14 protein-coding genes and 1 riboswitch are annotated in these 13135 nt (G+C 52.4%); of the genes, 6 read left to right on the top strand and 8 right to left on the bottom strand.

The features are described 5' to 3' along the window. Nucleotides 1-10: 10 nt before the first annotated feature. A riboswitch (cobalamin riboswitch) is annotated at nt 11-145 on the top strand. Between the two features lie 150 nt (nt 146-295). Next, the gene (metE, locus tag DCC81_RS09440; protein WP_205686279.1) at nt 296-2611 is read left to right on the top strand and encodes a 5-methyltetrahydropteroyltriglutamate--homocysteine S-methyltransferase; all 2316 of its coding nucleotides are present in this window, start codon (nt 296-298) and stop codon (nt 2609-2611) included. 77 nt (nt 2612-2688) lie between these two features. Here the strand turns inward: metE and DCC81_RS09435 are convergent, their stop codons facing one another. From DCC81_RS09435 to DCC81_RS09420, 4 genes are all read right to left on the bottom strand, one after another. Continuing rightward, nucleotides 2689-3864 carry an acyl-CoA dehydrogenase family protein gene (locus DCC81_RS09435; protein ID WP_108686281.1) on the bottom strand — a complete coding sequence of 392 codons (1176 nt, stop codon included), beginning with the start codon at nt 3862-3864 and terminating at the stop codon, nt 2689-2691. A gap of 125 nt (nt 3865-3989) precedes the next feature. Further along, nucleotides 3990-4826, bottom strand: coding sequence for an orotidine-5'-phosphate decarboxylase (gene pyrF, locus DCC81_RS09430; protein ID WP_108686280.1), 837 nt, complete (start codon nt 4824-4826; stop codon nt 3990-3992). Between the two features lie 406 nt (nt 4827-5232). Continuing rightward, nucleotides 5233-5463, bottom strand: coding sequence for an FMN-binding negative transcriptional regulator (locus DCC81_RS09425; RefSeq protein WP_108686279.1), 231 nt, complete (start codon nt 5461-5463; stop codon nt 5233-5235). Nucleotides 5464-5549: 86 nt separating this feature from the next. Next, nucleotides 5550-6647, bottom strand: coding sequence for an Mrp/NBP35 family ATP-binding protein (locus DCC81_RS09420; RefSeq protein ID WP_205686278.1), 1098 nt, complete (start codon nt 6645-6647; stop codon nt 5550-5552). A 184-nt stretch (nt 6648-6831) separates the two neighbouring features. On the opposite strand from DCC81_RS09420, the gene DCC81_RS09415 reads away from it, so the two are divergent. The 4 genes from DCC81_RS09415 (at nt 6832) to DCC81_RS09400 (ending at nt 9226) form a co-directional block, all read left to right on the top strand. Continuing rightward, complete coding sequence (locus tag DCC81_RS09415) at nt 6832-7473, top strand: carboxypeptidase-like regulatory domain-containing protein (RefSeq protein ID WP_108686277.1); 642 nt, start codon at nt 6832-6834, stop codon at nt 7471-7473. Nucleotides 7474-7574: 101 nt separating this feature from the next. After that, nucleotides 7575-8465, top strand: coding sequence for a 3-hydroxyacyl-CoA dehydrogenase family protein (locus tag DCC81_RS09410; protein WP_108686276.1), 891 nt, complete (start codon nt 7575-7577; stop codon nt 8463-8465). A gap of 130 nt (nt 8466-8595) precedes the next feature. Continuing rightward, nucleotides 8596-8940: a type II toxin-antitoxin system RelE/ParE family toxin gene (locus DCC81_RS09405; protein WP_108686275.1), complete on the top strand. Its 345-nt coding sequence runs from the start codon at nt 8596-8598 to the stop codon at nt 8938-8940. Next, nucleotides 8921-9226: a helix-turn-helix domain-containing protein gene (locus tag DCC81_RS09400; RefSeq protein WP_108686274.1), complete on the top strand. Its 306-nt coding sequence runs from the start codon at nt 8921-8923 to the stop codon at nt 9224-9226. The genes DCC81_RS09405 and DCC81_RS09400 overlap by 20 nt, the downstream gene beginning before the upstream one ends. A 30-nt stretch (nt 9227-9256) precedes the next feature. Here the strand turns inward: DCC81_RS09400 and DCC81_RS09395 are convergent, their stop codons facing one another. Both DCC81_RS09395 and ribD read right to left on the bottom strand, forming a co-directional pair. Continuing rightward, nucleotides 9257-9853, bottom strand: a complete 597-nt coding sequence (locus tag DCC81_RS09395) for an IMPACT family protein (RefSeq protein WP_108686273.1) — start codon at nt 9851-9853, stop codon at nt 9257-9259. A gap of 18 nt (nt 9854-9871) precedes the next feature. Next, entirely contained in the window at nt 9872-10906 is a 1035-nt protein-coding gene (gene ribD, locus DCC81_RS09390) for a bifunctional diaminohydroxyphosphoribosylaminopyrimidine deaminase/5-amino-6-(5-phosphoribosylamino)uracil reductase RibD (protein WP_108686272.1), read from the bottom strand. An 80-nt stretch (nt 10907-10986) separates the two neighbouring features. Between ribD and prmC the strand changes: the two genes are divergently transcribed. Further along, complete coding sequence (prmC, locus tag DCC81_RS09385; RefSeq protein WP_108686271.1) at nt 10987-11853, top strand: peptide chain release factor N(5)-glutamine methyltransferase; 867 nt, start codon at nt 10987-10989, stop codon at nt 11851-11853. 82 nt (nt 11854-11935) lie between these two features. Here prmC and DCC81_RS09380 read toward each other — a convergent pair whose 3' ends face one another. Together DCC81_RS09380 and DCC81_RS09375 are read right to left on the bottom strand one after the other, a co-directional pair. Next, a complete protein-coding gene (locus tag DCC81_RS09380; RefSeq protein WP_108686270.1) occupies nt 11936-12364 on the bottom strand; it encodes an ExbD/TolR family protein in 429 nt (142 codons plus the stop codon). Between the two features lie 21 nt (nt 12365-12385). Then, nucleotides 12386-13102 carry a MotA/TolQ/ExbB proton channel family protein gene (locus tag DCC81_RS09375; protein ID WP_108686269.1) on the bottom strand — a complete coding sequence of 239 codons (717 nt, stop codon included), beginning with the start codon at nt 13100-13102 and terminating at the stop codon, nt 12386-12388. Between the last annotated feature and the right edge of the window lie 33 nt (nt 13103-13135).

Below are 13135 nucleotides of genomic sequence, written 5' to 3'. Positions count from 1 at the left end.
GTTCTTTACCGAAAATAACGTCCTCAGGTTGCCAGTGTAATAACTGGTAGTAAAAAGGAACCGTGTGCAAATCACGGGCTGTTGCGCAACTGTAAAACCGCACCCAGTGCGGTAAGCCAGATACTTACCTTGAAGACGGACCAATGCTTTCGCAGTTTAAAGCGGCCGTCAGGAACCTGCATACCAGGCATCCTCTCTCCTGGGCACATGTGTTCCTTTCTTGTCATTTACACCCGAAAGCATACTCATTAAACGTAAGGGCATTTAACATTTTTTAATGCTTAAAAGCAGTTTTATGCGTATGCTGAAAAACAACCTGGGCTACCCCCGCGTAGGCCCCCGCCGTGAGCTCAAAAAAGCCTGTGAAGGCTACTGGGCCGGTACGCTTTCCAGACAGGCTTTGTTCCTCGCCGCCACGCAGGTGCGGGAAGCCAATCTTCAATTGCAGAAAGACGCAGGCATAGACCTGGTACCTTGCAACGACTTCAGCCTCTATGACCAGGTGCTGGATATGTCGCTGCTGCTGGGCGCTATTCCTGAGCGCTACACCCCGGTGGTAACAGATGTGGCCAACAATGCGGAAGTGGACCTCTACTTTGCCATGGCCCGCGGCTACCAGCGCGATGGGCTGGACATTACCGCCATGGAGATGACCAAGTGGTTTGACACCAACTACCACTACATTGTACCTGAATTTAAAAAGGACCAGGCGTTCCGTATTTTTTCCAGCAAGGTATTCGCGGAAACCGGCGCTGCACGCCATTTCCTGGGCAAAGTGCCTAAACCGGTGCTCATTGGGCCCGTTACGTATCTGCTGCTGGGTAAAGAGAAAGAAGCCGGCTTTGACCGCATCCAACTTATCCAAAAACTGGTACCCGTGTACGTGGACATCCTTAATAAACTGCAGGAAGATTACCAGGTGGAATGGGTGCAACTCGATGAGCCTTTCCTCGCCATGGACCTCACGCCTGCACAACAGGAAGCCTTCCGCTACGCGTATGCTGCCATCCAAAAGCAATGCCCCCACATCAAGATATTGCTCACTACTTACTTTGATGCCCTGGGCGATAACGCCACGCTGGCAGCGGGTTTGCCTGTAGCCGGGCTGCATGTGGACCTGGTGCGTGCACCACAGCAACTGGAACTGCTACTGGAACTGCTACCCCCGCATGTGGTCCTTTCCCTGGGGGTGATAGACGGGCGCAACATCTGGAAAAATGACTTCGAAAGATCCCTGCACCTGCTGGACCTGGCCATCAAAGAACGCGGGCGTAATAACCTGATGATCGCGCCCTCCTGCTCATTGCTGCACACCCCGTTCGACCTGGAAGCTGAAACAAAACTGGCAGGGGAAGTACGTAACTGGATGGCCTTTGCCAAACAAAAACTGCAGGAGCTCAATGACCTGCAGGCCATCCTGGAAGGCAATACCAGCCTGCTTGCCGCAAACCGGCAGGCCATGGAAACCCGCCGCACCTCCGCTCTTATTCACAACCCGCAGGTAAAGGCCCGCGTGGCCGCGCTCACGGAAAAAGATGCTACCCGCCATCAACCCTTTGCCCAGCGCCAGATCACACAACATGCCCGCTTCCAGCTACCCCTCTTCCCTACTACCACCATCGGGTCATTCCCGCAAACGGCAGACATCCGCCAGCTCCGTGCCCGTTGGAAAAAAGGAGCGCTTACGCAAGCACAGTACGAGGATGCGCTTGAAAAAGCAACAGTGGACCTCATCCGCTGGCAGGAGGTATGCGGCCTGGATGTGCTGGTGCATGGGGAATTTGAACGGAACGACATGGTAGAATACTTCGGTGAGCAGTTGCAAGGTTTTCTCTTTACCAGCAATGGCTGGGTACAGAGCTATGGCAGCCGCTGTGTAAAACCGCCTGTGATCTTCGGCGATGTATGGCGCCCCGCAGATATGACCGTGCGCTGGAGCCGCTTTGCACAAGCCCATACGGAAAAATGGATGAAAGGCATGCTCACAGGCCCTGTTACCATCCTGCAATGGAGTTTTGTGCGCGACGACCAGCCCCGTAGCGTCACCGCCAACCAGCTGGCATTGGCTATCCGCGACGAAGTAGCTGCCCTGGAAAACGCAGGCATTGCCATGATCCAGATCGATGAACCAGCCATCCGCGAGGGCCTGCCCTTGCGCCGGAAAGACCGGGCCATGTACCTGGACTGGGCCGTGACGGCCTTCCGCATTTCCGCCAGCTGCGTGCGCGATGAAACGCAGATACACACGCACATGTGCTACAGTGAGTTCAATGACATTATTGCCCACATAGCGGCCATGGATGCGGATGTGATCACCATTGAAACATCCCGCTCCCAGATGGAACTGCTGGAAGCATTTGCCTACTTCCATTACCCCAACGAGATAGGTCCGGGTGTATATGACATCCACTCGCCCCGTGTTCCTTCAGTGGCAGAAATGGAAGTCCTGCTGGAAAAAGCAGCGGCCTTACTGCCTGCAAAAAATATATGGGTAAACCCGGATTGCGGCCTTAAAACCCGCAACTGGCCGGAAACAAAAGCAGCGCTTGAAAATATGGTCGCTGCCGCAAAAGCAGCCAGGGAAAAGGTTTCTACAGGCATAAATGTGTAATCCCCCTTCTTCTGTTTAATGAAAAAGCCGCGCATGGTCTATGCGCGGCTTTCGTCTATTTTCAATGTTTACAACCGTTATGAAATGGCACTGATGCCGGTAATGTCCTGCCCTGTGATCAGTAAATGAATATCATGGGTGCCTTCATAGGTCACCACGCTTTCCAGGTTCATCATGTGGCGCATGATGGAGTATTCTCCTGTAATGCCCATCCCACCCAGGATCTGGCGGGCCTCCCGCGCAACGTGCAGGGCCGTTTCACAGGCATTGCGTTTGGCCATGGAGATCTGGGCCGGCGTGGCCTTGTTCTGATCACGCAATACCGCCAGGCGCCAGTTCATCAGCTGCGCCTTGGTGATCTCCGTGATCATCTCTGCCAGCTTCTTTTGCGTGAGCTGGAAACCTGCAATAGGCCTGTCAAACTGGATGCGTTGTTTGGCATAACGCAATGCGGTGTCATAACAATCCATAGCGGCACCAATAGCGCCCCAGGCGATGCCAAAGCGCGCAGACGACAAACAGCTCAATGGGCCGCGAAGGCCCACCACATTCGGCAAAATATTTTCTTTAGGTACGCGTACATTGTCAAACACCAGCTCTCCGGTGGCGCTGGCGCGCAGGCTCCATTTACCTTTGATCTCCGGCGTGGAAAAGCCTTCCATGCCCCGCTCCACAATCAGGCCCCGGATCTTGCCTTCTTCATCCTTGGCCCATACCACGGCAATATCCGCAAATGGCGCATTGGAGATCCACAGCTTACTGCCATGGAGGATCACATCATTGCCTGCATCTTTAAAATGGGTGAGCATGCCCGCAGGATTGGACCCAAAATCCGGCTCCGTAAGGCCAAAACAGCCCATCATCTCGCCGGTGGCCAGCTTGGGCAGGTACTTGTGCTTCTGTGCCTCACTCCCAAAACCGTAAATTGGGAACATCACCAGCGATCCCTGTACAGACGCCGTAGAACGCACACCACTGTCGCCCCGCTCCAGTTCCTGCATCATCAGTCCATATGACATGTAATCCATTCCACCGCCCCCGTACTCCACAGGAATGGTGGGCCCAAAGCAGCCTACCTGGCCCAGTCCTTTGATGATCTGTTTAGGGAAAGTGGCCCGCTGGCAGGCATCTTCAATAATGGGTGAGATCTCTTTCTTCACGAAATCGCGCACGGCTGTGCGCACCATGATATGCTCGGTGGTCAACAGTTCGTCAATGTTGTAGTAATCAGGGGATTGAAACAGGTCCTGCATAAGCTGCGATTGTTGTAACGTGAAACCAAATCCGTATGAAGATCACAAATTATTCCAAGACGGCCAACAACGAAACAGCCCGGCACTATGGCCGGGCTGCTAAAAAAAAGGTGGTGGCGTACTGCTTACACACCCACCGCGGGTGCGGGGGCAATGCTGGATAGCAGGCTGGCCATTTCTGACTGGTATTGGAGGGCGGCAGTGCGGGCGTCTGCGGCAAAGTCTTCGCCATTGCCGGCGTAAATGATACCGCGGCTTACGTTCACCAGCAGGCCGCAGTCTTTGTTCATGCCGCGTTTGGAGATCTCGGCCAGGTCGCCACCCTGGGCACCTACGCCGGGCACCAGGAAGAAATGGTCCGGCACCAGGGCGCGGATGCGGGCGATCTGTTCTGTTTGGGTAGCACCTACCACAAACATCAGGTTATCCGGGGTACCCCAGCCGGCGCCGGTTTTCAGTACTTTTTCATACAGGTATTCCCCATCTTCCATGCGCTGCAGCTGAAAATCCTTACTGCCTTCGTTGGAAGTGAGGCCCAGCATAATGGCCCACTTATCTGTAAAGGCCAGGAAGGGTGTAACGCTGTCCTGTCCCATGTAGGGAGCCACCGTTACGGAATCAAAATTATAGGTGTCGAAAAAGGTCTTGGCGTACTGGGTGGCGGTGTTGCCAATGTCGCCCCGCTTGGCGTCTGCAATGGTGAAAATGCCCTCGGGAATGTACTCAATGGTACGCTGGAGGGATTCCCACCCGCGGATGCCCATGCACTCATAAAAGGCCGTGTTGATCTTGTAAGATACACACAGGTCTTTGGTAGCATCAATAATGGCTTTGTTGAATGCAAACACAGGGTCTGCATGCGTGTGCAGGTGACGGGGAATGCGGTGCAGATCCGTATCCAGGCCGATACACAAGTAAGATTGTTTTTCCCTGATCGAATGCACGAGTTCCTGACGATTCATATAGCAGTGTATTTTGGGGCGCAAAAATAAGCATTCTATACGCCTTTTTGCGGGTAAAAGAAAAGAATAAAATCCAGCAGAGGACCGAGCCCGCTTCAACTAAAGTTCTGTCTTTTTCCGGATAAAAACCGGGAAAATATTTGAATGTCAATGCAATACACGAGCCCGGCCGTAGCCCGCCACAGGCGTGGGTCACGGGTTATATATGCTCCTGGAATAAATATATGTTTTTTACGTATTTATTCGTGGCTGCGTTCCACCGGGATGGTTGCGGGAACGGGAAGTGAAGCAAAAAAAATTTAATGCATAAAAAAAGTTATGCCAAAGTGTGATGTTTGAATTGCAAGCCTGGTAAAGCGGCTTGCTCTTGCAGCAACGTAACCAGGTAAAGATAATAGGGGTTCGTTCAGTGCCTATTTTTTGCCGCCGTCCAATGGAACGGGCAGTAGCGCCTTGATCTCATTTCCGCTGCAATGGTCCGTTCCTGCTGGTCTTCACTGCGTTCCAGCTCCAGGGGCAGGTGGGCGGCCTTGGGCTTGCCTTCCAGCACATGTACCAGGGTTGCAAAGGAGTACTGGTGGATAAACCCGGCTATCACGTCCCAGTTCTTTTCTTCATTGATCTTGGGCAAATGCATCGATGACGTTTTTAAATTAAAAGTGCTACAGGCCTCCGTTGTCACGGACACCTGTAGCACGAAATAGATTTCTTTCTCCCAATCCCTTACACCACGATCTCCACGATCTTGGACGGGGCAATGTTGGCATTGCGCATCGCCACGCTGCGGGCCACTGCACCTGCTACGTCCATGAAAGCCTTGCGGGTGGCGGGATCTTTGCCTGCCAGGGCCGGTACGCCCTCATCGCCACCTTCGCGGATGCTCTGCACCAGCGGGATCTGGCCCAGGAAGGGAATTTCCAGGTCGTCTGCCAGGTGGCGGCCGCCATCCTTCCCGAAAATATAGTATTTGTTCTCAGGCAGTTCCGCGGGGGTGAAATAGGCCATGTTTTCCACCAGGCCCAGGATGGGTACATTCACCTGGCTACCACTAAACATCGCAATGCCTTTCTTCACATCGGCCAGGGCTACGTCCTGGGGCGTGGTTACGATCACCACGCCGGTTACCGGAATGGTCTGTACCAGGGTCAGGTGCACATCGCCGGTGCCGGGAGGGGTGTCTATCACCAGGTAATCCAGCTCGTCCCAGTATACGTCTGTAATGAACTGGCGCAGGGCGCTGCTGGCCATGGGGCCACGCCATACCACGGCCTGGCGCTCATCTATCAGCAGGCCGATGGACATGAACTTGATGCCGTATTTTTCCATGGGAACGATCATGCCCTTGCCTTCCACTTCCACCATCATGGGGCGCTCACCGCGCACGCCAAACATGGTAGGTATGGACGGGCCGTAGATATCGGCATCCATGAGGCCTACGGAGGCGCCGCCTTCTGCCAGGGCCAGGGCCAGGTTGGTGGCCACGGTGGATTTACCAACGCCCCCCTTGCCGGATGCCACTACGATCACATTCTTCACCTTGGGCAGCAGTCCTTTACCGTCCGTACGGGCGGTGACTACATTGGCCGTCAGTTTTACGTTCACTACGGCATCCTTGCTCACCAGGTGGTGCACCGCGTTCACGCAGGCGTTATGGATCATATCTTTCATCGGGCACGCGGGGGTAGTCAGTACCACCGTAAAGCTCACATTATTGCCATCAATCTCCACGTCTTTCACCATGTTCAACGTCACCAGGTCCTTTCCCAGATCCGGCTCTTCCACATTGCTGAGGGCCTTTAAAATCTGCTCTTTCGTTATCATAATTTCGTGTTAAAGTTGATATTCGGGAACCAAAGTTAACCTAATTGGAGGTTATTTTACCGGCGGCTTTTTAAGAGGTCTCTATACTATCTTTTTTATGAGCCTGCTTCTTGGCGTAAACCTTGCGGCTTTCAGGCAGACGGACCACAAATCGCATTAAACATTTCACTATATTAGCGGGGTGATGCTCAGGAAAATCTACATACTGTTAATTGTTACACTGTTTCCACTGTTTCTTAAAGCCCAGATCACGGCTTTTAAGGACAGCATTATTCAAATTTCCGGTATTACCATGACGGCAGACAGCCTCCGGGCCATTCCGGCGGTGAGCGTAGTGGTAAAAGGGCAGCACCGCGGTACTATTTCCAACAGCCAGGGTGTATTTTCCATCGTAGCATTCAAGGGTGATACGCTGGCGTTTACGGCTATCGGTTTCAAAAAAGTGTTGTACCAGATCCCTGCAACCCTGCCGGGCAACAACTATTCCCTGTTGCAGCTTCTTACGGAGGATACCACTTACCTGCCGGTGACCATTATTCACCCCTATCCCACCAAGGAAGAATTTGACCACGCCTTTGCGTATGCCGATATACCGGAAGATGCTTATGAGATAGCCCGTAAGAACACGGAAGCTGCTAAAATGCATGCCTTGTCGCGCTACACACCGGCAGACGCCCACGAAGCGTCCAATGCTTATTTTCAACGCCAGGCACAGTCACTTTATTACGCAGGACAGGCGCCTCCGCAGAACATCTTTAACCCCCTGGCCTGGGCCCAGTTTATCCAGGCATGGAAGCGGGGCGATTTTAAGAATAAAGATGATTAGGCCTTCGGCCAATGACATAATGGATTGCGCCATTTTCCGTACCGGGGAATGGCGCAATTGTTTTATGGTTATATTGCTTTTCTAAACCTCGTTCATACACCATGAAACAAATTGCCGTAATCGGGGCAGGCACCATGGGCAACGGTATTGCCCACGTATTTGCCCAGCATGGATTTACCGTTCATCTCATCGACGTATCGCAGGCCGCACTGGATAAGGCCCTGCAGACCATTTCCAAAAACCTGGACCGCCAGCTCAGCAAAGGCGGCATCACCGAAACGGTGAAGCAAAGCACCCTGCAAAACATTACCACCTTTACAGACCTGGCAGCCGGCGTGCCCGCAGCCGAACTGGTGGTAGAAGCCGCGACGGAAAACGTGGCCCTCAAACTCAAGATCTTCCAGGACCTGGACGCCCACGCCCACCCGGACGCCATCCTGGCCACCAATACTTCTTCCATTTCCATTACCCGCATTGCGGCCGCCACCAAACGTCCTGGCCAGGTGATCGGCATGCATTTCATGAATCCCGTACCGGTGATGAAACTGGTAGAGATCATTAACGGTTACGCCACTACGAAAAAGGTGACGGATACCATTGTGGAGCTATCCAAGCAACTGGAAAAAGTACCCTGCGTGGTGAACGATTACCCCGGCTTCATTGCAAACCGCATCCTGATGCCCATGATCAATGAAGCGATCTATTCCCTGTATGAAGGCGTGGCGGAAGTGGAAGCCATTGACACCGTGATGAAACTGGGCATGGCACATCCCATGGGGCCTTTGCAGCTGGCGGATTTCATAGGCCTGGATGTGTGCCTGTCTATTTTGAACGTGCTCCACGATGGGTTTGGAAACCCGAAATATGCACCTTGCCCTTTGCTGGTGAATATGGTCACCGCGGGGTACCTGGGCATCAAAAGCGGGGAAGGATTTTATAAGTACACCGCGGGCAGTAAAGAACTGGTGGTAAGCGAGCGGTTCAAGGGATAATGTTATTTTTTCTAACCAAGTTTCCCTGGGGGAAGCGCTTTAAATCAACACTAAAAAACTGGTTATCACTCTTTTACATCAACAAAAATAAAGAAAGTTACCCTTTAGGGAAACTTTTAATAGTTTTGTAATGAAAGAGTTATGTAGGAAGGTTACCTTTTACAACGGGCACTTCCAAGAGTTTTATAATAAGCAGCGGGCTGCGGTACGTAAGAAGATAACGTGGACATTGGAAATAATAGAGAGGGTAGAAATAGTCCCGGAAATTTATCTGAAGCACATTGAAAATACCCGGGGGTTGTATGAAATAAGAGTGCAGCAAGCCAGTGATATCTTCAGGATCTTTTGCTTTTTCGATAAAGGAAAGGTAATTGTGTTAGGAAATGGCTTTCAAAAGAAAACACAAAAAACGCCGTTGGCTGAAATTACAAAAGCGTTAAAAATTAAAGAAGAGTATGAAAAAAATAAAAAATAGTATAACAACCCTTGGCGAATTGCTTGACTACGAATATGGCAAACGTGGTACGCCCAAGCGGGAAGCATATGAAGCAGGCTTTGAAGAATTCAAACTCGGCGTGCTCCTGCAACAGGCCCGGCTGGCCCAGGGCCTTACCCAGGAAGAACTGGGCGCCAAAGTAGGCAAGAACAAATCCTACATTTCCAAAATTGAAAACAACATCAAAGAAACAAGACTTTCTACCTTAAAACATATCGTGGAAGTAGGCCTTGGCGGTACCGTCCATATTTCCATTACCTTCTAAGCTTTACCGGGCGGCTGCAATAGCCGCCTCTTATTTTGCCTTCACCTCCACCCCTCTCAGATCCTTCAGCTTCAGCAGGCATAACTCCAACTGCGACTTAGGCACCCCGATTTTCATGGAACAAAACAACTGCAGGTCCTGTGATATCACGGTGCAATTATGCGCCCGCACCACTTTCATAATATCATTCAGCATGGTATAATCAAAGTCCAGCGTCAGGGTTGCTTCCACGTTCTTCTGCACGGATGGTACCAGCTGCAACACCAGTGCCGTAGCGGTCTTATACGCATTGATCAGTCCCGGCACCCCCAGCAGCGTCCCCCCAAAATAGCGCACCACGATCACCAGTACGTCCGTAAGGTCTTTACTATCTATCTGGTTCAGAATGGGCTTGCCGGCACTACCCGAAGGCTCCCCGTCATCGTTGGCCCGGAAGGCCAGGCCGTCTGTGCCCAGGCGGTAAGCATAACAGTGATGGGTGGCTTTGGGGTGCTCTTTCTTTACTTCCTGCAGGAATTCCTTTACCTGCTCGGGTGTTTTTACCGGGTAAGCGTAAGATATAAATTTGCTGCCCCTGTCCTTGAATGCCGCGGTGGCGGTCTTTTCTATCGTAAAATAAACTTCCATGTAAAGCTTGGGGTAGTGTTACCCATGACGGTAAAAAAATAAGCGGTCTGTTTCCAGTAAAAGCGTGTCCTCCAGCACCGCACCGTGCAGGGTAGGCGCTACAACGCCTGTTGGCAGCGGGTTTGCGCCGGTGATCACCCGGGCTTCGTCCCAGAGGCCATCATTGATGAAATGCTGCAGTGTATAGGCCCCTCCTTCTACCAGCACACTTTGCACGCTGCGGGCATGCAGTTCCTGCAATAGCTGTGGCAGTAGGGATTGCACGCCATCTACCAGGATATGGTCCTGGTCCGGCTTTGCCTTCGTGGTTACAAATACAGTAGGTTGTGATTTATCGTACACCTGGTGGGAGGCGGGTACTTTATCGTTCAGGTCAATGATGATGCGCAGGGGCTGGCGGCCACTCCAGAGGCGGTTATTCAGCCGGGGATTGTCGCCCTGGGCGGTTTTGGCGCCCACCAGGATGGCAGCTTCCTCGCTCCTCCACTTGTGCACCAGCCGGTCTGTAACCGGGTGGGAAATACGCACCGGGCGCCCACCTTCCGCTGCAATAAAACCATTGGACGATTGGGCCCACTTCAGCACCACGTAAGGCCGCTGCAGCCCGTGAAACGTAAAAAAGCGGCTGTTCAGGGCCTTGCATTCCGCTTCCAGCACACCGGTCTTTACCCGCACGCCGGCCGCTTCCAGCCTGGCAATGCCTTTACCGGCCACCTTGGCAAAGATGTCTATACAGCCGATCACGCATTCGGGAATGCCCTCCGCCACAATCAGATCTGCGCAGGGTGGGGTTTTACCATGGTGGGCACAGGGCTCCAGGCTTACATAAATGGTGGACCGGGGAATGAGGTGACGGTCTTCCGTACGCACGCTGGCTATGCAATTCACTTCAGCATGTCCCTGCCCGTAATGACGGTGGTAGCCCTCCCCGATAATGCGCCCTTCGCATACCAGCACGGCACCCACCATAGGATTGGGGGCTACATGGCCCGCTCCCAGCCGCGCCAGTTGCAGGCAGCGCGCCATAAAAAATTCGTCCCGGCCCTGTTCCATGATCAAGAAATAATGAAGTGATAAGGCTGCAAAAATATCGTTTCGCCGGCTATTTTCCTTACTACCCTTACATTTGCTGCATGTTTAGCACTGTACAATCCGCTTTTGCCCAGCTCCTTACCCTGTTGCAACGCCAGTATGACGAGCGGGAAGCCGGCAATATTGCCCATATGACCCTGGAACACATCACCGGCCTCTCAAAGCTGGACCGCATCGTGTACAAAGACCGGGAGCTTACTGCGGAGCAGGACCAACAACTGGCAGCAGCCCTCCTCAGCCTGGGCCATGGCTACCCCGTGCATTACGTAATTGGGCGCAACTGGTTTTATGGTATGGAGCTGCTGGTAGACCAGCGCGTACTCATTCCCCGCCCGGAAACGGAAGAACTGGTGGAATGGATGGTAAAGGAAGTGAAGACCGCCGGCAGCAAGGCATTGCGCATCATAGACATTGGCACCGGCAGCGGTTGTATACCCATTGCCCTGAAAAAAGAATTGCCTTACGCAACAGTACATGCCATTGACATAAGTGAAGGCGCCCTGGAAGTAGCGCGTGAAAACGCCCGCCTGCAGCAGGTCCCCGTGGAATTTGCACAGGTAAATGTGCTGGACGCCCAGGCCACAGCGGCCCTCCCTGCGTTCGACATCATCGTTAGCAATCCACCTTACATCCTGGAAGCTGAAAAAGCGGAGATGATGCCGCAAGTAGTGAACTTTGAGCCTTCCATTGCCTTGTTTGTACCGGATAATGACGCTTTGTTATTTTACCGCACCATTGCGCAGCTGGCCCTGCAAAAGCTCGTGAACGGGGGCAAACTATTCTTCGAGATCAATGAAGCAAAAGGCCCGGAGACGGTAGCTCTCTTAACCAGCCTCGGTTTCACCCGGGTCACCTTGAAGCAGGATATCTTTGGGAAAGACCGCATGGTAATGGCGATAAAGGATTAACGGTCACTCCCGCCGGAGACAAAATAAAAAGGCGCATCCATGACGGTGCGCCTTTTCTATGTGCAATACGTTGTATCAGCAGTTAGTGCCCTGCGGGCGGAATGCCCTCCCCTGCAGGTTTGGAGGTGGCCAGCACCACCTTTGCATTCAGTTCCCTTGCCACTTCCATGAGGCTCACCACATCTTCTACCGGTACAGATTTTTCGGCATTGATCACGATGGTGGGATCAATGTTCTCCCGCTGCAATGCCGGTACCAGCGCAGTTTTCAGGTCATTGAAAGGTACTTTGGCCGTGCCTACAAAGAACTCCCGGTTGGCATTGATGCTCACCACCACGGTCTGTTTTGCCTTGGTATTGGTCTTGGCCTTGGGCAGGTTCAGTTTTATTACATTCGGATTGGCCAACGTAGACACAATGAGGAAGAACAACAGCAGGATGAACAGGATATCGTTCAACGCTGAGTTGTGCATTTCCACTGTTTTTTTACGCCTGCTTTCTCTCAGGTTCATGGTACAAATTTGTAAGAATGATTAGCGGATCGGTTCCTGCAGGATGTCAATGAAATCAGCAGAAGCCACTTCCATCTTGTTGAGCACCTTGTCTATCTGCGCATTCAGGAAGCTGTAGGCAATATAGGCCACCAGGCCGATGATCAGGCCGGAGGCGGATGTCACCATTTTTACATAGATCCCTTCTGCAATAGTGCTGAGGGTAATATCGGAAGTCTGGGAGATATTGAAGAAGGTCTGGATCATCCCTGCAATGGTGCCCAGGAAGCCAAACATGGGCGCAATGCCTGCAATGATGGAAAGGATGACCAGGTTCTTTTCCAGTTTGTACATTTCCAGCTTGCCTACATTCTCCATGGATTTTTCAATGGCATCTATCGGCTTGCCAATGCGCTGTACACCTTTGTCGATCACGCGGGCAATGGGACTGTTTGTATTCTTTGACAGGGAACGGGCGGCCGTGATATTGCCCTGGGAAATATGATCGCGGATCATGGCCATAAAGTTATCCTGGAGGCGGCCCGCCTTTGCAATAGTGATGTACCGCTCCATGAACACAAACACGGCGATCACGAACAATACACCCAAGGGTATCATCAGCACGCCCCCCTTTTCCAGGAGGTCCAGGATGCTCAGGTGCTTTTCCACCACGGTGGCAGCACCGGCTGAAACAGCCGAAGAATCAGGCTTGGATTGTAAAAGTGTGTCAGTGATAAAGGATAGAATTCCTAGGAACATGAGATGCATTTTAGCCTTGCAAAAGTATCAATA

Origin of the sequence: Chitinophaga parva (assembly GCF_003071345.1) — a bacterium.
Taxonomy (GTDB): Bacteria; Bacteroidota; Bacteroidia; order Chitinophagales; family Chitinophagaceae; genus Chitinophaga; species Chitinophaga parva.
This window is presented reverse-complemented; position numbering and strand designations above follow the sequence as displayed.